The sequence below is a fragment of the Izhakiella capsodis genome, from assembly GCF_900115045.1.
Classification (GTDB): Bacteria; Pseudomonadota; Gammaproteobacteria; order Enterobacterales; family Enterobacteriaceae; genus Izhakiella; species Izhakiella capsodis.
This window is the reverse complement of sequence record NZ_FOVC01000003.1, coordinates 79970-100636: the sequence shown is the minus strand read 5'-3', so window position 1 is coordinate 100636 and position 20667 is coordinate 79970. Positions and strand designations below refer to the sequence as shown.

11 protein-coding genes, 1 pseudogene and 2 CRISPR repeat arrays are annotated in these 20667 nt (G+C 51.7%); of the genes and pseudogenes, 11 read left to right on the top strand and 1 reads right to left on the bottom strand.

What is annotated here, in order from left to right:
* The first annotated feature begins 290 nt into the window (after positions 1–290).
* Positions 291–827 (top strand): hypothetical protein, encoded by a 537-nt coding sequence (locus BM191_RS06485; protein WP_143088795.1) that lies wholly within the window; start codon positions 291–293, stop codon positions 825–827.
* 15 nt (positions 828–842) lie between these two features.
* Here BM191_RS06485 and BM191_RS06480 read toward each other — a convergent pair.
* Positions 843–1242: pseudogene (locus BM191_RS06480) on the bottom strand (RNA-guided endonuclease TnpB family protein); the annotation flags it as partial.
* Between the two features lie 364 nt (positions 1243–1606).
* Between BM191_RS06480 and BM191_RS06475 the strand changes: the two are divergent.
* The 10 genes from BM191_RS06475 to cas3f all read left to right on the top strand — a co-directional run bounded on the left by BM191_RS06475 (position 1607) and on the right by cas3f (position 20664).
* The gene (locus BM191_RS06475) at positions 1607–1945 is read left to right on the top strand and encodes a hypothetical protein (RefSeq protein WP_143088794.1); all 339 of its coding nucleotides are present in this window, start codon (positions 1607–1609) and stop codon (positions 1943–1945) included.
* Positions 1905–2048: a helicase HerA domain-containing protein gene (locus BM191_RS17505; protein ID WP_177203302.1), complete on the top strand. Its 144-nt coding sequence runs from the start codon at positions 1905–1907 to the stop codon at positions 2046–2048. Before BM191_RS06475 ends, BM191_RS17505 begins: the two co-directional genes overlap by 41 nt.
* Positions 2049–2272: 224 nt before the next feature.
* A complete protein-coding gene (gene pdhR / locus BM191_RS06470) occupies positions 2273–3037 on the top strand; it encodes a pyruvate dehydrogenase complex transcriptional repressor PdhR (RefSeq protein WP_092876755.1) in 765 nt (254 codons plus the stop codon).
* Positions 3038–3140: 103 nt separating this feature from the next.
* On the top strand, positions 3141–5804 hold the full coding sequence (aceE, locus tag BM191_RS06465) for a pyruvate dehydrogenase (acetyl-transferring), homodimeric type (RefSeq protein ID WP_092876343.1): 2664 nt from the start codon (positions 3141–3143) through the stop codon (positions 5802–5804).
* A 14-nt stretch (positions 5805–5818) separates the two neighbouring features.
* Positions 5819–7705, top strand: a complete 1887-nt coding sequence (gene aceF / locus BM191_RS06460) for a pyruvate dehydrogenase complex dihydrolipoyllysine-residue acetyltransferase (protein WP_092876341.1) — start codon at positions 5819–5821, stop codon at positions 7703–7705.
* Between the two features lie 293 nt (positions 7706–7998).
* Positions 7999–9423, top strand: a complete 1425-nt coding sequence (gene lpdA / locus BM191_RS06455; protein ID WP_092876753.1) for a dihydrolipoyl dehydrogenase — start codon at positions 7999–8001, stop codon at positions 9421–9423.
* 225 nt (positions 9424–9648) lie between these two features.
* Positions 9649–11115: direct repeats of the CRISPR family, unit length 28 nt; unit sequence GTGCACTGCCGTACAGGCAGCTTAGAAA.
* Positions 11116–11300: 185 nt separating this feature from the next.
* On the top strand, positions 11301–12014 hold the full coding sequence (locus tag BM191_RS06450; protein ID WP_230479534.1) for a thermonuclease family protein: 714 nt from the start codon (positions 11301–11303) through the stop codon (positions 12012–12014).
* 772 nt (positions 12015–12786) lie between these two features.
* The gene (gene acnB / locus BM191_RS06445) at positions 12787–15384 is read left to right on the top strand and encodes a bifunctional aconitate hydratase 2/2-methylisocitrate dehydratase (protein WP_092876339.1); all 2598 of its coding nucleotides are present in this window, start codon (positions 12787–12789) and stop codon (positions 15382–15384) included.
* A gap of 290 nt (positions 15385–15674) precedes the next feature.
* Positions 15675–16182: direct repeats of the CRISPR family, unit length 28 nt; unit sequence GTTCACTGCCGTACAGGCAGCTTAGAAA.
* Between the two features lie 256 nt (positions 16183–16438).
* Complete coding sequence (gene cas1f, locus BM191_RS06440) at positions 16439–17425, top strand: type I-F CRISPR-associated endonuclease Cas1f (RefSeq protein WP_092876337.1); 987 nt, start codon at positions 16439–16441, stop codon at positions 17423–17425.
* On the top strand, positions 17422–20664 hold the full coding sequence (cas3f, locus tag BM191_RS06435) for a type I-F CRISPR-associated helicase Cas3f (protein WP_092876335.1): 3243 nt from the start codon (positions 17422–17424) through the stop codon (positions 20662–20664). The genes cas1f and cas3f overlap by 4 nt, the downstream gene beginning before the upstream one ends.
* The last annotated feature ends 3 nt before the right edge of the window (positions 20665–20667 follow it).

Sequence of the window (20667 nt, the reverse complement as noted above, 5' to 3'; positions counted from 1 at the left end):
AGGAAAACAGTTTAAGAAATATTTAGGGTTGAAATGGTATGGTAAAATGTGAAGAGTATTTTTGTAACCAATTAAAAAGGTACATGGAGATGATGCTAAAAAAAACGAATTGTACTTTATCAATCTGGGGCTTTGTGTTTTGTTTATTTTTTTCGTTCCCAACTTCTGCTCAAATCCTGAGAGCGTCATCCACTGGTTCAGGGTGGGGGGGAGTAAGGTTGTCAACATATTGGCCTACGCACTGGTCTGGTGTATCGTGCGACCCTCCTAAAGGAGCTGTATACGAGGGCTTGACTATTAAAATTACTAATTTTGGTGATTTTTCATGCAGTTGTGATGGAAAGATATGTTCGCTCACCGATGGTGGGACTGGGGACACGTATTTAAATTTTTCATTCCAGAACACGTCACCAAATTCATATTACGCACCTATTGTAAATATTTATGATGGAAAAAAGATAGTAGCACAAAAAGCTGAATCTGATATTTCTGCTTCAGTCAATGCATCGGTGGATGTAGTAGATAAAATTGATGTTCCAATAGGGATTAGTAATGGAAACTACACGGCAACACGCAATATTACCACTAACGCGTCAGGTGGTGGGATGTTAGTCTTCACTCCAGTAGGGGAGTCTAATTTTCAATTGAAAGACGCTGACAGTGTAATGAATTATACTATAACGCCTGTGAATGATCCCTCGAAAGAAGTAGGAGTAAATAAAGAAACTGAAAATGAGAGTTATAATATTAATTTTAACCCGGGAAACATGAAATTAACTCCGGGAATATATAGCGGTACTTTAACAGTCTTGTTGAAAGTAAGTTAACCCCGCTGAATACAGCAAGCGATATGTGGCTTCACGCCGGTTTGTACTGCCTTTTTTCTTACGTATTAACACTTTCTGTTTTCGGCGTAAATCACGACTGGCATTGACGAGATGGCGCGGATTAGCTTTTTTTACCATCCAATTCGATGGCAAGATGCGTTAGCGCCTTATCCAGCCCCGTGACATTTGATATCAATCTTAGTATTGGTGTCGCTCCTGTCCCGTCATCACAGAGTCACGCAGCATGATATTTCCCCGTTGCACTGCGGCTTAATGTGATGCTTTTTGACGTTCCAGTAATTTCACGGTGCAGCCGCGCTTCAATCGACGAGATTTTCGGCATTTCGATCGCACCGTCAAGCACTTTGACTCCAACACGGTGATAGCTCGACTGCTTGCCGTGTTTGCGTTTGAATGCAGCAAATGTGGCACTGACATATATGAATGTCACAGATAGTAAAAGTCATACCCAAGCGGGTGTTATCGAAACAATATTAACTATAAACAAAATTCAGCAGTTTATTCCACACTTGGAAATCTGGGATGTTCATAAACTTATAAATGAGATCCTTCAACCCTGAGCGAAAATTTAGCAGCCCTTCAATTTTCTGATACTGAACAATCTGGTAAGTTTGCTGCGGTCGATGTCCGCCGTGTCACGATTGATGTTTCAAATTTCGTACTTCTAACTTCCCCCTGCGATCGGTAATCTGATCGTGATTAGGAGCAGCGCCGACAGGGAGTCTCCGATCGCGATGGTGGAACGGGTAACCCACAGTATGCGTGATGAATTATCCGATGTTCTTCCAGAACAAAGTGAAGATGGAATACGGTTATCTATGCCCACAGATCTGGTTCGAGGAGTTTTGATTGGTACCTCTCGTACAGTTGATGGTGATAACAAAAATAGGTTCAAACGTGGAACCGATACTTTCCCTCTGATTGACCGTGATTGTTTCGTTATAGACGCGGCAAACTCCCAGAAGTTTATGGGTATCCCAGTTGCTGAATATACTGAAAACGAGCGTGTAAAGTTGGGGTATTTTGTTGCGGGCAGAAAGGCAGAGGCCGTTATTCGTGGGGACAAATTCTTCCCGCGCCCTCCTATTTTTATGTAGCATCGGCTCAGGTAAAAGCTATGCACTAGCTGTTATTTTAGAACGAGCATCGAAAATAAAATATCCGAACATCGTGGTATTTGATATGCAAACTTATGTCTAACCGCCGTGTGAGCGGTACTGATAGCGGAATGATACAAGTAATTAACAAGTTAGCGGCACATAGCACCAGATGAATAGGTTAAAAAAAAAGTGCTTGGGCAACATTTAGTCAACATTTTTAGCCAGCCAGGCGTATGGACACCAGGTGAATACTTTGTTACTTTAGCTGCTCAATTTGGTAATTGGTATTACCAATTTACTCTGGACAACGAACGTCGTGGGATGATGTCTTACTGTAAAATTCGCCAACCTAAATTATCGGATGCCATCGAACAGCAGCTTGAAACGCTCATCATGGAAGGCACGCTACGACCAGGCGAGAAACTGTTGCCCGAGCGGGAGCTGGCAAAACAGTTCGATGTTTCCAGACCCTCTTTGCGAGAAGCTATTCAGCGTTTAGAAGCGAAAGGCCTACTGCTACGCCGTCAGGGCGGCGGGACTTTTGTACAGCAAACGTTGTGGAAAAGCATGAGCGACCCGCTGATAGCGTTGCTGGCGAGCCATTCGGAGTCACAGTTCGATCTGCTGGAAACCCGCCACGCGCTGGAGGGCATAGCGGCTTATTACGCGGCCTTGCGCGGTACGGAAGAAGACCTTAAACGCATTGAAGATTGCCATGTTCAGATTCAGGCGGCGCAGCTTAGCGGCGACCTGGATGCTGAAGCCGATGCGGTCATGCAGTATCAGATCGCAGTCACAGAAGCGGCTCATAATGTGGTGTTGTTGCACCTGTTGCGTAGTATGAGCCCGATGCTAAAGCAAAACGTACACCAGAATTTTGAATTGCTCTATACGCGCCGGGAAATGCTGGCGCAAGTGAGCGAACACCGCGCCAGGATTTTTGCGGCAATAGTCGCCCGCGAGCCGGAAAAGGCCCGTGAAGCGTCACACCGTCATCTGGCGTTCCTTGAGGAAATCCTGCTGGAAAGAAGTCGGGAACAAACGCGGCGTGAGCGTTCGTTGCGACGGCTACAGCAGCGTAAGGATTAACGCGTCAGTAAATAAGACGCGGCAACAAAACCAGGAGCTGCATCTCAGCGTCAACAGGCTCCGGACTTATTCAACGTATTAGACACAGATAAGGAACACACCCATGTCAGAACTTTCACATAATGACGTGGACCCGATCGAAACTCGCGACTGGTTACAGGCGATCGAATCGGTAATCCGTGAAGAAGGTGTTGAGCGTGCGCAGTACCTGATTGACCAGGTGTTGGGACAGGCTCGGAAAGGTGGCGTAAATGTCGCTGCGGGCAGCACATCAAGCAACTACGTTAACTCTATAGCCGTTGAAGACGAGCCGGATTATCCGGGCAACACCGCACTGGAACGCCGTATCCGTTCAGCTATCCGCTGGAACGCGATTATGTCCGTGCTGCGTGCGTCGAAAAAAGATCTGGAACTGGGTGGTCACATGGCCTCATTCCAGTCTGCCGCCACCATTTATGAAGTCTGCTTTAACCACTTCTTCCGTGCGCACAATGAAAAAGACGGCGGTGATCTGGTCTATTTCCAGGGACATATTTCTCCGGGTATTTACTCACGTGCTTTTCTTGAAGGGCGTCTGACCGAAGAGCAGATGAACAATTTCCGCCAGGAAGTTCACGGTAAAGGGCTCTCTTCTTATCCACACCCTAAACTGATGCCGGATTTCTGGCAGTTCCCGACCGTTTCAATGGGCTTGGGTCCACTGGCGGCGATTTACCAGGCCAAGTTCCTGAAATACCTCAATCACCGCGGGTTAAAAGATACCGGTGCTCAGACCGTTTACGCCTTCCTGGGTGATGGTGAAATGGATGAGCCGGAATCCAAAGGCGCTATCACCATTGCCACGCGTGAGAAGCTGGACAACCTGGTGTTTATCATTAACTGTAACCTGCAACGCCTGGACGGACCGGTAACGGGTAACGGCAAAATCATCAACGAGCTGGAAGGTATTTTCGGCGGTGCTGGTTGGGAAGTGATTAAGGTTATCTGGGGCGGACGCTGGGATGAACTGCTGCGCAACGATACCAGCGGCAAGCTGATCCAGTTGATGAATGAAACTGTGGATGGCGATTATCAGACGTTCAAATCGAAAAATGGCGCCTACGTCCGTGAACACTTCTTTGGCAAATATCCTGAAACGGCTGAGCTGGTCAAAGACTGGTCAGATGATGATATCTGGTCGCTGAACCGTGGTGGTCATGATCCGAAAAAAGTGTATGCGGCGCTGAAAAAAGCGCAGGAAACCAAAGGCAAGCCAGTGGTTATTCTGGCGCATACCATCAAGGGCTATGGTATGGGTGATACCGCAGAAGGTAAGAACATCGCCCACCAGGTGAAGAAAATGAACATGGAAGGCGTTCGTTATATTCGCGATCGTTTCAATGTGCCTGTCGAAGATGACAAGATCGAATCGCTGCCCTATATCACCCTCGATAAAGATTCTGAAGAATACCAATACCTGCACGGTCAGCGTGAAAAGCTGGGTGGCTACCTGCCTAAGCGCCAGGCTAAATTCAGTGAAAAACTGGAAATACCTGCACTGGAAGAGTTCCAGCCGCTGCTGGAGGAGCAGAATAAAGAGATCTCGACCACCATTGCGTTTGTGCGTGCGCTGAACGTAATGCTGAAAAATAAATCTATCAAAGATCGCCTGGTGCCAATTCTGGCTGACGAAGCGCGTACCTTTGGTATGGAAGGCCTGTTCCGTCAGATTGGTATTTACAGCCCGAATGGTCAGCAATACATCCCGCAGGACCGCGAGCAGGTGGCTTACTACAAAGAAGACGAAAAAGGACAGATCCTGCAGGAAGGGATCAACGAACTTGGCGCGGGTGCATCATGGCTGGCGGCGGCAACGTCCTATAGCACCAACAACCTGCCGATGATCCCGTTCTACATCTATTACTCAATGTTCGGTTTCCAGCGTATTGGCGATCTGTGCTGGGCAGCGGGTGACCAACAGGCGCGCGGTTTCCTGGTGGGTGGTACCTCCGGTCGTACTACGCTCAACGGTGAAGGTTTGCAGCACGAAGATGGCCATAGCCATATTCAGTCTCTGACTATTCCAAACTGTATCTCCTACGATCCGGCTTATGCTTATGAAGTTGCTGTCATCATGCATGACGGTCTGGAGCGGATGTACGGTGAAGCGCAGGAAAACGTTTATTACTACATTACGACCCTGAACGAGAATTACCATATGCCCGCTATGCCGCAAGGTGTGGAAGAGGGGATTCGTAAAGGGATCTACAAGCTGGAAACGCTGAAAGGCAGCAAAGGCAACGTGCAGCTGCTTGGCTCCGGTTCTATTCTGCGTCACGTCCGTGAAGCGGCTCAGATCCTGGCGAAAGATTACGGCGTTGGCTCAGATGTCTACAGCGTAACCTCGTTTACCGAACTGGCCCGTGATGGTCAGGATTGTGAGCGTTGGAACATGCTGCATCCGGCTGCAGAACCGCGCGTACCTTATATCGCTCAGGTAATGAACGATGCGCCGGCGGTAGCCTCCACCGACTACATGAAGCTGTTTGCCGAGCAGGTTCGCAGCTATATCCCGGTTAGCGACTATCGCGTACTTGGAACCGACGGATTTGGTCGTTCTGACAGTCGCGAAAACCTGCGTCATCACTTCGAAGTTGATGCTTCTTACGTGGTGATTGCTGCCCTGGGTGAACTGGCCAAACGCGGTGAAATCGATAAGAAAGTGGTTGCCGAAGCGATCACAAAATTCAACATCGATGCCGATAAAGTCAATCCGCGTCTGGCATAAGAGGTAAAAGCGCAATGGCAATTGAAATTAACGTTCCGGACATCGGGACGGATGAAGTTGAAGTGACCGAAATCATGGTCAAGGTAGGCGACAAGGTTGACGCTGAGCAATCGCTGATCGTTGTTGAAGGCGACAAAGCTTCGATGGAGGTGCCTTCTCCACAGGCTGGTGTGGTGAAAGCGCTGAAAGTGGCGGTGGGCGACAAAGTCGAAACCGGCAAGCTGATCATGATTTTCGAAGCGGAAGAGGGCGTTCAGTCTGCCGCTGAAAAAGCGCCGGAGAAGGCAGGTAAAAACGAGGCCGCGCCAGCGACTTCTGCTGCGCCCGCCGCAGAACGCAAAGAAGTGAATGTTCCCGATATCGGCGGTGATGAAGTTGAAGTGACCGAAGTGCTGGTTAAAGTGGGCGACAGTGTAGACGCTGAGCAATCGCTATTAACGGTGGAGGGCGATAAAGCCTCAATGGAAGTCCCCGCGCCTTTCGCCGGTAAAGTGGCAGAGATCAAAGTCACTACCGGTGACAAAGTTTCAACTGGCTCGCTGATTATGGTGTTTGAGGTCGCAGGTTCCGGTACGGGTGTCTCTGCACCGGCAGCACCAGACAAAACGGCGTCCGCCGCCGCGCCTGCCCCCTCCGGCAGCAAGGAGGTCAATGTCCCGGATATCGGTGGCGATGAAGTTGAAGTCACCGAGGTGCTGGTAAAAGTGGGCGATAAAATCAGCGCTGAACAGTCGTTGATTGTGGTTGAAGGCGACAAAGCCTCAATGGAAGTCCCGGCACCTTTTGCTGGCAGCGTGAAAGAGATCAAAATCAGCATCGGCGATAAAGTAAAAACCGGCTCCCTGATCATGGTGTTTGAGGTTGAAGGTGCGGCCCCGGCGTCAGCGGCTAGCCAGCCAGCGGCACCGGCTGAGCAAAAATCTGCACCGGCCCCTGCCGCGGCGAACGCTTCAGGTAAAGAAGCGTTTGCTGAGAACGATGCGTATGTCCATGCCACTCCGGTGATCCGCCGCCTGGCGCGCGAATTTGGCGTTAATCTGGCGAAGGTGAAAGGCACCGGGCGTAAAGGGCGCATTCTGAAAGAAGACGTTCAGGCTTATATTAAAGAAGCACTGAAACGCGCCGAGTCTGCCCCAGCTGCTGCCGGCGGCGGTCTGCCCGGCATGCTGCCCTGGCCGAAAGTTGATTTCAGCAAGTTTGGCGACGTTGAGGAAGTTGAACTGGGTCGTATTCAGAAAATTTCCGGCGCTAACCTGAGCCGTAACTGGGTGATGATCCCGCACGTTACCCATTTCGATAAGGCTGATATCACCGATCTCGAAGCGTTCCGTAAGCAGCAAAATGTGGAAGCCGAGAAGCGAAAACTGGACGTAAAAATCACGCCGGTCGTGTTCATCATGAAAGCGGTTGCCGGTGCGCTGGAGCAGATGCCGCGTTTCAACAGCTCACTGTCGGAAGATGCGCAGCGCCTGACGTTGAAAAAGTACATCAACATTGGCGTGGCGGTAGATACGCCAAATGGCCTGGTGGTTCCGGTGTTCAAAGATGTGAACAAGAAAGGCATTATTGAACTTTCGCGTGAACTGATGGCGATGTCGAAGAAAGCGCGTGATGGCAAGCTGACAGCCGGTGATATGCAAGGCGGCTGCTTTACTATCTCCAGCCTCGGTGGACTGGGTACAACCGCATTTGCGCCAATCGTCAACGCACCGGAAGTGGCTATCCTCGGCGTTTCGAAATCCAGCATGGAGCCGGTTTGGAACGGTAAAGACTTCACGCCGCGCCTGATGCTGCCGCTCTCGCTTTCATTTGACCATCGGGTTATTGATGGTGCCGACGGTGCTCGTTTCATTACCATCATTAATAATCTGCTGTCGGATATCCGCCGCCTGGTAATGTAATCATTGTTAAGGCCGGCGTTTAGTCGGCCTTAATGTCAGTATTCAGGGAGCCGAAGCGGTTTGCAGTTTATTAACAATTCTGTAAACTCTAGCGGTGAAATTATCCCGGTTGAGAAAGGACTTAACGAGCCTGTTGTTTCAGGCGAGACTGGTGCAGTCAGTTTGTGTATTGCCCCGCATTAAGGACCCGGCGCGTACTGGACGTACGCAAAGCGTTCAGGCCTGGCAGAACGCAAAATGATCTTACCGGACAGGCTCTGCGTCTGACCGCCGGCAATAAACATGAGGTCATGATGAGTACAGAAATCAAAGCTCAGGTCGTGGTACTTGGAGCAGGCCCGGCAGGCTACTCTGCCGCATTCCGTTGCGCTGATTTAGGTCTGGAAACCGTCCTGGTTGAACGTTACAACACACTTGGTGGCGTTTGTCTGAACGTGGGTTGTATCCCTTCTAAAGCCTTGCTGCACGTGGCAAAAGTTATTGAAGAAGCCAAAGCGCTTGAGCAGCACGGCATCGTATTCGGTCAGCCGAAAACCGACATTAATAAAATCCGCACCTGGAAAGAGAAAGTCATTACCCAGCTGACTGGCGGGCTGGCGGGTATGGCGAAAGGCCGTAAAGTTAAAGTGGTCAACGGGCAGGGGAAATTTACCGGCGCTAATACGCTGGTGGTCGACGGAGAAAAAGAGTCCACCACGATCACTTTTGACAACGCCATTATTGCCGCTGGCTCCCGCCCTATCGAACTGCCGTTTATTCCTCATGATGACCCGCGCGTCTGGGATTCGACAGACGCTCTGGAGCTGAAAGTCGTTCCGGAACGTCTGCTGGTGATGGGTGGCGGCATCATCGGTCTGGAAATGGCGACCGTTTATCACGCCCTGGGTTCGCAGATTGACGTGGTTGAAATGTTCGATCAGGTCATCCCGGCGGCGGATAAAGACGTGGTTAAAGTCTTCAGCAAACGCATCAGCAAGCAGTTCAATTTGATGCTTGAAACTAAAGTCACTGCGGTTGAAGCGAAGAAAGACGGCGTCTATGTGACGATGGAAGGCAAAAAAGCGCCAGCAGAACCGCAGCGCTATGATGCGGTGCTGGTCGCGATTGGCCGCGTGCCAAATGGTAAAAACCTTGACGCCGGTAAAGCAGGCGTTGAAGTTGACGATCGCGGTTTCATCCGTGTTGACAAGCAGCTGCGCACCAACGTTCCGCACATTTATGCCATTGGCGATATCGTCGGCCAGCCGATGCTGGCGCATAAAGGCGTACATGAAGGCCACGTTGCCGCAGAAGTTATCGCCGGTAAGAAACATTATTTCGATCCTAAAGTTATTCCGTCTATCGCCTACACCGAGCCTGAAGTTGCCTGGGTGGGTCTGACCGAGAAAGAAGCGAAAGAGAAGGGCATCAGCTACGAAACGGCCACCTTTCCGTGGGCGGCTTCCGGTCGCGCCATCGCTTCTGACTGTGCAGACGGTATCACCAAGCTGATTTTTGACAAGGAAAGCCATCGGGTTATCGGTGGGGCGATCGTCGGTAGCAACGGCGGCGAGCTTCTTGGTGAAATCGGCCTGGCTATTGAGATGGGCTGTGACGCGGAAGATATCGCGCTGACTATTCATGCCCACCCGACGCTGCATGAATCTGTTGGCCTGGCGGCCGAGCTGTTTGAAGGCAGCATCACCGACCTGCCGAATCCCAAAGCGAAGAAAAAATAAGCCCATTCTGCTGACGAAGGCGGCTCCCGGATGGGGGCCGTTTTTTTTATGCCGCGTGACCGGGTCCCGGCGTCAGTCAGTGCGATTACTGGCATACCCTTTTTTTAAAGGCATTGCTAACACATTGATTTTATTAAGTCGTTCATTCGGGTAATAAAAAAGGGTTTGAGCGTAAAATTCACAGAAAATACTTTGCCGTCATTGTCTTAGCCGCTTATGATTCTTGTGCACTGCCGTACAGGCAGCTTAGAAATCAGTTAATCGTGACGACGGAGAAATAGTATAGTGCACTGCCGTACAGGCAGCTTAGAAAACTCACCAACAGAATCAAGCTGCGGCCCGTTAGTGCACTGCCGTACAGGCAGCTTAGAAAATTCCCGAAAGCTATGGATTTCAAGGATTTTAGTGCACTGCCGTACAGGCAGCTTAGAAACACCTGATGCAAAGGCTGAATGCCTTTGCCGAGTGCACTGCCGTACAGGCAGCTTAGAAATGCATGAATGGAGGTCATACTCCCTTCATGACGTGCACTGCCGTACAGGCAGCTTAGAAATTTTTATCTGTGCTCCTGGAATAGCTATTCCAGTGCACTGCCGTACAGGCAGCTTAGAAAGTAATATCTAACGGGATAAACGGGTGGCTTTCGTGCACTGCCGTACAGGCAGCTTAGAAATTCCGCTGCGGTGCCGATGTAGTTAATGTTGTGTGCACTGCCGTACAGGCAGCTTATAAAAGTCACGGCCGTCATCTGATATCAGAAATGACGTGCACTGCCGTACAGGCAGCTTAGAAAGCTACAGGATGCTGTTGATTTAGAAATAGCTAGTGCACTGCCGTACAGGCAGCTTAGAAAGTCTAATAAAATTTCAACAGACAGGATATTCAGTGCACTGCCGTACAGGCAGCTTAGAAAGCTGGTGGCAAGAAAAGACCAGACAGGCGCAAGTGCACTGCCGTTCAGGCAGCTTAGAAAGTTTCCTGTCCATCTTGTTCAAAGGGCGGGGGGTGCACTGCCGTACAGGCAGCTTAGAAATGCGGGGCCGGTTGTCAGATACCGTCCACGTAGTGCACTGCCGTACAGGCAGCTTAGAAAAATCACCGGCCACCGTCACCCGCTGTGAAACAGTGCACTGCCGTACAGGCAGCTTAGAAATTTTACGGCCCCGCAGGGCAGCAATACGCGACGTGCACTGCCGTACAGGCAGCTTAGAAATTCTCCCAAACCAAGGTTATCGAGAACCTTCTGTGCACTGCCGTACAGGCAGCTTAGAAAGGTTGGACCGGGCGTAAACTCATCAACGTCTGGTGCACTGCCGTACAGGCAGCTTAGAAAAATCAAAAATGCGCCAGTCGAATCAACTGTTGGTGCACTGCCGTACAGGCAGCTTAGAAACGTAACGCTATTATCATCTCCTGCAATAACATGTGCACTGCCGTACAGGCAGCTTAGAAAAAAAACCTGCGACGCATTAGAATCTACAAGAGGTGCACTGCCGTACAGGCAGCTTAGAAAAGCGACCTACCGCTTGAAGGCGGATGCTCTAGTGCACTGCCGCACAGGCAGCTCAGAGGATTGCATCATTTGCTTTCTTGTGTCCATATAGGTGTACTGCCGTACAGGCAGCTTAGAAATGCTGAACTTGCACCAGCGACCTAACGATCAGGTGCACTGCCGTACAGGCAGCTAAGGCGGTTTGCCAAGCCATTGCAGTACACGGATTAAACCGCCTGATTTATCTTTCCGCCGGTTTTTTCAGGCGTACCGCCCCTTTTTTGCGAGCGCCCTCGACGGGCTGTTAAAAAATCCAGATAAACGATGAGTCCCAGCGGTTAATTGGGTAGCCTGAACCGAAATCTACATCTCAGCGGGAGATTCGGTGACGGTGATAAAAAAGAGATATATTTTGCATTGCACCACCCGGCGCGTCAGGTTGCAAAAGGCTGTGTCAGAGCTGGCTGCGTTTTGCCGCCAGCCAGGGTCGATATTTCCCGCACTCTGCCGCAGAGCCGCTGACCTTTGTGCTTTGCACCACCGGCCAGTGAAAGGCTGGTCGCTTCTGGCGCTGAATCTCTTGCTGATAGTCATGCCCGTGCAGGCGGATATCCGTGGCAACGTGGTTTGGGTTTTCGACGGCGATACGGTGGCGATCTCTGACGGCCGCCAGCAGCGGCGCGTGCGACTGATCGGGATTGATGCGCCGGAGCGTAACCAGCCTTATGGAGAGCGTTCGCGGCAAGCACTCAACGTACTTATAAGCGGTAAAGTGGTCACCGCCAGGGGGGACACACAGGATAATTATGGCCGCCTGCTAGCGGTTATCTGGCTTAGTGGTCGTGATATGAATGCCCGGCAGGTGGCGGATGGCATGGCGTGGGCTTATCGCTTTCATCGTCAGGCCGGGGTGGCAGCCTATGCGCGGCTTGAAAAACAGGCCCGGCAAAACCGGCGGGGCTTATGGGCCGGAAAATCGATAATCGAACCCTGGCGCTGGCGTGCCGGCATTGTGAACCATGCAAAAAGGACGACACAAGCCTATCAATCATCACATCCGCGCCAGTCTGTCAGGTACGGAGAATTTATCCAGAACTGACTATTTTGCTGCTAACAGCAAAGGCGACAAAAGGCGTTGGATGGGGCGATAAATTTACTATGAGAAGATCCGTAAATCTGTCTGGCTGGGGGGTGTTTATCGCAAAAATGCGCGATGGTTTCTTCATGGCAGAAAGACCGTCCAAGCGTTATCTCCTTCTGTATTAACCATCACGCTTCTTTAGCTAACCGGAAGTTGAAAATAGCCAATTAATCTCTCCTGGCGAGGCGCTGTTATTCTGCGGTGCTGAAGGGTTTAACGGCAGAGCCAGCGAAAGCATGTCTGATCTGAAGTACCGCTGCGGTAGCGTTTCTGGCGTTAATGGTTTGGGAAGGTAATTAAATAAGCTGCTTTTTCAAAATGAATAAACCAGTGGAATCACCGACGTTCATTATTAATTCAGTCGTTTTATAAGTAGCTAAACATTAAATGGGTTAGCGCCAAAAAAACCCATGCCATCCTGTTTAATTTTTTAAAGATGGGCGTGATAAAAAGGGTTAATTAACCCGTGTTTTCTATCACTAAACGTCAATTTGTCGGCGGTTTGCTGCCCGGTATCTGGGTCATATTCGCAACGTTTGCCTGATAAATCGCGCGTCTTCAGGGAGTGATCTTGATGTTGCTTTTTTGTAAACAGATTAACATTGGCGGGGAACCCTGCTATGCTGGGCGACGCGGAACCGGGCGCTCTACCCTACCTTTCGAGCGTTATCACCGGCGGGAGCAGCTGGTGTCTCGGTAGCCACATAACAATGAGAGCGAGGAGAACGTCGTGCTAAAAGAATACCGTGAGCACGTTGAACAACGTGCCGCCCAGGGCATTGTCCCTAAACCGTTAGACGCTTCCCAGATGGCCGCGCTGGTTGAATTGCTGAAAAACCCACCCGCTGGCGAAGAAGAATTTCTGACTGACCTGTTAATCAATCGTGTACCGCCTGGCGTGGATGAAGCGGCCTACGTTAAAGCAGGCTTCCTGGCCGCCGTTGCCAGGGGTGAAGCCACCTCCCCACTGATTAGCGCTGAAAAAGCGGTTGCGCTGCTGGGGACTATGCAAGGCGGTTACAATATTCATCCGCTGATTGACGCGCTGGATAATGACAGGCTGGCACCCATCGCCGCCAATGCGCTCTCGCGTACGCTACTGATGTTTGACAATTTTTATGACGTTGAAGAGAAAGCTAAAGCGGGGAATCCGCACGCCCAACGGGTGCTGCACGCCTGGGCTGATGCCGAATGGTATTTAAATCGCCCGCCACTTGCCGAGAAAATTACCGTCACCGTGTTTAAAGTGACCGGCGAAACTAACACCGATGATCTCTCACCGGCACCGGACGCCTGGTCGCGCCCGGATATCCCGCTGCACGCGCTGGCGATGCTGAAAAACGCCCGCGATGGCATTGAACCTGATGAGCAGGGCAACATCGGACCCATCAGGCAGATTGAAGCTCTGCAGGCTAAAGGGTTCCCGCTGGCTTACGTGGGTGACGTCGTTGGAACCGGATCTTCGCGAAAATCCGCCACGAACTCGGTGCTGTGGTTTATGGGGGACGATATTCCCAACGTGCCGAACAAAAAGGGAGGCGGTGTGGTGCTGGGCGGCAAAATTGCGCCAATCTTCTTTAACACTATGGAAGATGCCGGTGCGCTGCCCATCGAGGTTGATGTTAATGAAATGAATATGGGTGATGTTATCGACATCTACCCGTACAAGGGCGAAGTGCGCAATCATCAGACCGGCGATCTACTGGCGACCTTTGAACTGAAAACGGACGTGCTGATCGACGAAGTGCGTGCCGGGGGCCGTATTCCGCTGATCATTGGTCGGGGTCTGACGACGAAAGCGCGCGAAGCGCTGGATTTGCCGCATAGCGATGTCTTCCGCAAGGCGAAAGACGTGGCGGAAAGCCAGCGCGGCTTCTCGCTGGCGCAAAAAATGGTGGGGCGCGCCTGCGGCGTGGAGGGTATCCGGCCTGGGGCTTACTGTGAACCTAAAATGACCTCGGTTGGTTCACAGGATACCACCGGGCCTATGACGCGTGATGAACTTAAAGATCTCGCCTGTCTTGGCTTCTCTGCCGATCTGGTGATGCAGTCATTCTGTCACACCGCGGCCTATCCTAAGCCGGTTGATGTGAATACGCACCATACGTTGCCTGACTTCATTATGAACCGTGGTGGTGTATCACTGCGTCCGGGTGACGGTGTCATCCACAGCTGGTTAAACCGTATGCTGCTGCCGGATACTGTCGGTACCGGCGGTGACTCCCACACGCGTTTCCCCATCGGGATCTCCTTCCCGGCGGGGTCTGGCCTGGTTGCCTTTGCCGCCGCGACTGGCGTGATGCCGCTGGATATGCCGGAGTCGGTGCTGGTGCGCTTTAAAGGTAACATGCAGCCGGGGATCACCCTGCGCGATTTGGTCCACGCCATTCCGCTGTATGCCATTAAACAAGGGCTGCTCACCGTTGAGAAAAAAGGCAAAAAAAATATTTTCTCCGGCCGCATTCTTGAAATTGAAGGTTTGCCGAAGCTCAAAGTTGAGCAGGCCTTTGAGCTGACCGACGCCTCGGCAGAGCGCTCGGCGGCAGGCTGTACTATTAAGCTGGATCAGGAGCCGATCATTGAGTATCTCAACTCGAATATCGTGCTGCTGAAGTGGATGATCGCTGAAGGCTATGGCGACCGCCGGACGTTAGAACGCCGGATCCAGGGCATGGAAAAGTGGCTGGCCGATCCGCAGCTGCTTGAAGGTGATGCCGACGCAGAGTACGCCTCGGTGATCGATATCGATCTGAACGAAATTAAAGAGCCGATTCTGTGTGCACCGAACGATCCGGATGACGCACGGCTGCTTTCTGAGGTACAGGGTGAGAAAATCGATGAAGTGTTCATCGGTTCCTGCATGACCAACATCGGCCACTTCCGTGCTGCTGGCAAGCTACTGGATAGCCACAAAGGTCAGTTGCCGACCCGCCTGTGGGTTGCCCCGCCGACTAAAATGGATGCCGCACAACTTACCGAAGAGGGCTATTACAGCGTATTCGGCAAAAGTGGCGCGCGCATTGAAATCCCCGGCTGTTCGCTGTGTATGGGGAACCAGGCGCGCGTCGCAGATGGCGCAACGGTGGTCTCGACCTCGACGCGTAACTTCCCTAACCGCCTCGGCACCGGCGCTAACGTTTACCTGGCCTCAGCGGAGTTGGCAGCCGTTGCGTCCTTGCTGGGAAAACTGCCGACGCCAGCGGAGTACCAGCAGTTTATGCATCAGGTGGATAGGACCGCCAGCGATACCTATCGCTACCTCAACTTTGACCGCTTGTCGCAGTATACGGAGAAAGCGGATGGGGTGATTTTTCAGACCGCAGTCTGACGCGAAAGCAACCCTGACAAAACCCGTGGCATAGCGCTGCGGATCTGCAGTAAAAACGGCCAGAGGTAACTCTGGCCGTTTTTTTGTGGGCAACGCTTAGTCTTATGAAGCGCGTCGCTGACGTTAGCTATGCCGGTGTGGAATACCTGTCCTCAGCAAAACCCTTTTTTATTCTCAATTTTTAACTCGTTGATTTATTGAATAAAGAAATGCCGCGCAGAAAAAAGGGTTTTTCCCGTCAGTTAGCGTTAAAGGCTTTACCAACAAGGCATTAGCGGATTATGATTCTTGTTCACTGCCGTACAGGCAGCTTAGAAATGTAACTAATAATAAAGGTGCTGTTTTCGGTGGTTCACTGCCGTACAGGCAGCTTAGAAATACGGTAGCAATACAGGTAACCGGATCAGATTGTTCACTGCCGTACAGGCAGCTTAGAAAATCGTCAAATTCGGATGGGGGTTTATCAGGTGGTTCACTGCCGTACAGGCAGCTTAGAAATGATAGACGCAATTAAAAATCTCCCTCTAAACGTTCACTGCCGTACAGGCAGCTTAGAAATGCATTCCAATTTGCAGCACTTCGCCGGTTTTGTTCACTGCCGTACAGGCAGCTTAGAAAGCCAGCGGCTTTTAGGAATAATTGGTGAGGGAGTTCACTGCCGTACAGGCAGCTTAGAAAATATCGACGCATGTTCCGGTATGCACCTCATGGTTCACTGCCGTACAGGCAGCTTAGAAATGTGCTCGCAAAACGTTTCGCCATCCAGGTTTGTTCACTGCCGTACAGGCAGCTCAGAAAAGTATTCGCTACCCGATTGAGTTGCTGGATGCTCACCGCCGCACAAAGGGTCTTTTCATTCGCCCTTCGCAGATTCATCACTCCGTTTAGATCAACGACGCCCCCCGCGCTATAACGTTTGGTGGCTAAAAGCGGGCCGCTTTTATCAGATTAATTCTCTGATAAGGAAACTTTATTTACAGAATGTTATTCAGATCTAATTTGTACGACATTCATTCCGGCTATTATTGATGTGAATTCTTGAAAGGATTTTGCCATGGGGACAGAGGACGTCAGGCCTTCGGATTTGAAAACTATTCTGCATTCAAAACGTGCCAATATCTATTATTTGCAACACTGCCGCGTGCTGGTTAAGGGCGGTCGGGTTGAATATGTTACCGAGCAGGGCAAAGAGTCGCTTTACTGGAATATTCCCATTGCTAACACAACGGTGGTGCTGCTTGGCACCGGAACGTCGGTAACCCAGCTCGCCATGCGGGAGTTCGCACGAGCGGGGGTGATGGTCGGTTTTTGCGGTGGGGGTGGAACACCGCTTTATGCGGCCAATGAATATGATGTGGCTGTTTCCTGGCTGTCTCCACAAAGTGAATACCGGCCCACCGACTATTTTCAAAAATGGGTTTCTTTCTGGTTTAAAGAGAAGCTGCGATTAAAGGCCGCAAAAAGTTTTCAATCGGTACGAATTAATCAAATTGAAATGCACTGGCACTGTTTAGCCTCAAAATCAGAAAACAATGTTAAGTTAGATCGGACACGCCTGAATACCCTGCTTGCGCAGGCGCGAGAAAATATGTCATCAGCGTCAACGCATAATCAATTAATGTTAGAGGAAGCGCGGTTAACGAAAGCGCTCTATAAAATCATGGCGCAGTCGGTCGGATATGGCGATTTTACCCGGGCAAAGCGCGGGGGCGGTAGCGATATGGCTAATCGCTTTTTGGATCACGGCAATTATCTGGCTTATGGTCTCGCAGCGGTGGCGGCATGGGTTAATGGTCTGCCCCACAGCCTTGCGGTGATGCATGGCAAAACGCGGCGTGGCGGACTGGTTTTTGATATCGCTGATTTAATTAAAGATGCATTGATCCTGCCACGTGCGTTTATTGCGGCCATGGCCGGTGAGGAAGAACAAGCGTTCAGACAGCGCTGCATGGCTGCTTTTCAACAGTGTGAAAGCCTGGATTTAATGATTACCACGCTGCAGGACGTGGCTGAAGAGCATGGACAGGCTGATTTGTCATGAATGTATTGCTCATTTCTCAGTGCACTCAACGCGCCCGTGACCAAACCTGTCGCATTCTCGATCAGTTTGCAGAACGCACCGGTACCGGTACCTGGCAGACGACGATTACATTTGAAGGGTTGAAGACGTTAAGAAAGCTATTGCGTCAGTCGGCCAGGCGTAACACCGCGGTAGCCTGCCACTGGCTAAGGGTCAGCGGTCGCAGCGAGTTGCTGTGGATTGTCGGTAATCTGCGTCGATTCAACGCCCTGGGCAGGGTGCCTACCAACAAAACCACGCTGGATGTGTTGCGCAACAAATCGGAGCATGGCTGGCACAGTGCTGAAAGTATCGCGCTGCTGGCGGCCATTGCCGGGCTTTTCCATGATTTTGGGAAAGCCGGAAGAAAGTTTCAGGAAACTCTTCACGAGATCAATAAACCGCGTTTTCAGCCCTACCGTCATGAATGGATCTCGGTCAGATTATTTCAGGCCTTTGTGGGCAAGCGTAGTGATGATGAGTGGCTTAGCAAGCTGGAAAACATTGAAGCGGATGATGAAAAAGCGCTATTAAAATGCCTGAAAAAGGATGATGCCGAAACCAGCGATAGCCCGTTTAAACAACTGCAACCAGTGGCGCAAGTGGTTGCCTGGCTGATTGTTTCTCATCACAGGTTACCGCAGCCAGTGTGTTCTGCTTCACAGCTGCCTGGCAGCGCCGACTGGTTGACGAAACAATTTATCGCTGACTGGAACGCGCTTAATCACCAGCATGCGATATGGAAGCAGCAGGATTTTACCCGCGTCTGGACCTTCCCGCACGGAACGCCGTTGCAGAGCGCCCACTGGCGTGAGAAAGCGCGGCAGATTGCAAAACGGGCAAAGCGCACGCCATCATTGAAAGCGTTTGGCTCACTGAGCCAACTGTTCAGTATGCATCTCGCCAGGCTGGTTCTGATGCTGGCTGACCACTATTACTCGTCACAGCCTGCATCACCCCACTGGCAGAGCGAGAGTTATCCGGTGTGGGCAAACAGCGATCGCCAAAGCGGCGAACTGAAACAAAAGCTGGATGAACATAATCTTGCTGTTGCCCATCACGCATTATTACTGGGTCGCTATCTGCCGCGAATGCGTCAGGATCTCCCGGCGATTGCCCGTCATAAGGGCTTCCGGCAGCGTGCCGCAGACGCGCGATTTTCCTGGCAAAATAGAGCCTGGGATGTGGCATCAGCTGTCCGTGAGCGAAGCGTTGAGCACGGCTTTTTTGGTGTTAACCTGGCATCAACCGGATGCGGTAAAACCTTCGCCAATGCTCGCATTATGTATGCGTTGGCGAATGAGGATGAAGGCTGCCGTTTCAGCATCGCTCTTGGGTTACGCACGCTGACGCTACAAACCGGTCAGGCACTACAATCCCGTCTGGGACTGGATGAGGACGATCTGGCGATGTTGACCGGCTCCCAGGCCGTCAGGGAGCTGCATCAACAGGCTGAAAAGCCCGAGCCCCCTGAGCGGGATGTCGGTAGCGCCAGTGCTGATGACTATTTCAGCGATCATCAGTATGTCCATTATGAGGGGATGGTCACTCATGGCCCCCTGCAGCGCTGGTTATCTTCGGATAAGCGCCTGAACCGGCTGGTCAGCGCACCGGTACTGGTGACCACCATCGATCATTTAATGCCGGCAACGGAAGGAGTGCGAGGCGGGAAACAAATCGCGCCCATGCTGCGCTTAGTCACCAGCGACCTTGTGCTTGATGAGCCAGACGACTTTGATGTTAACGATCTGTATGCCATGTGCCGCCTGGTTAACTGGGCGGGCATGTTGGGCGCACGGCTGCTGCTCTCCTCCGCAACCTTACCACCGGCCCACATTGAGGCGTTATTTAGCGCCTATCAGGCCGGGAGGATGGCCTGGAACCTGGCCTGTGGTGATGCGGCCGGCTCTGAGCGAATTTGCTGTGCCTGGTTCGATGAGAATGGCGCCCAGGCGGCGGAGGTTGCCGATATCGATCGCTATCGCGCCCGCCATTCTGCGTTTATCCGGCAGCGTGTTCAGGTGCTGGCAAAAGCACGGCGACTGCACTTTGCCAGACTGATAAATCCCGTCCCGGCCTCTTCGTTAGCAGAGGATGTTGTCGCGTCGCTGACCGAGGAAATCAGCCAGCAGATGCTGATTCTGCATCAATGTCACCACCAGATTCACCCCAGCGGTAAATCGGTATCACTTGGCCTGGTGCGGATAGCCAATATCAACCCCCTGGTCGCTATTGCTCGTGAGCTGATCTCACGCCCACTGCCGCCAGACTACGCTCTGCACTTTTGTGTCTATCACAGCCAGTTTCCGCTCGCCGTGCGTTCCCGTATGGAAAAACGACTCGACGCAGCGTTTGACCGCCACCAGGACGCGCATTTATGGCAGCAACCAGAAATTGCCCAGGCGATCCACGCTCACCCGGCGAAGCATCATATGTTTGTTGTGATAGGCACGTCTGTTATTGAGGTGGGGAGGGACTGGGATGCTGACTGGGGAATTATTGAGCCCAGCTCAATGCGCGCGTTGATCCAGTTCGCGGGGCGGATACAGCGCCACCGGCAACAGGTTCCACAGGTTGAAAATATCGTCATTCTTAACCGTAATATCCGGGCGCTAAGAGCGTTTGAACCAGCCTACTGCCAGCCTGGTTTTGAAACCAAACGCTGGCGATTGTTTTCACACGAGATAGGCGAACTGATAACGGATGGATCGGCGAATACGATCAATGCCATACCGCGGATTTCAGAGCAGGCTGAGGGAAACGCCTTTGCCGCGCTGGAACATCAGCGCCTGAGAAGTGCGCTGCTGGTCAGCCCCGATCCCCATCAGCCCGTCGCTGCACAGTGGTGGCAATTGCCCCTGACCTGGCATGCCATCATGCAGTCGCTGACGCCTTTCAGGCATTCGCAGCCAGAAGCGCAGTTTTTTCTGATGATGGATGACGATGACGAGGAGCCTGAATTTATGTTTCGCGATCGGCAAGGCGGCATGAAGGCCTCGGCCCAGTTCGAGTTTCAGAACCTGGCCTGTGGCGAACATATTCACCCCTGGTTTGAGATTGACTATCGCGATGTAATGCGCGATCTGGCAGAAGAACGCCGGATGGAGATAAGGGACGTTTGCCTGCGATACGGTGAGATCACGCTGGCGATCGGCAAAGACGACGCCGTCGATGACTGGTTGTACCACCCGTGGCTGGGGGTGTTCAGGAGTATCCGATGAGAG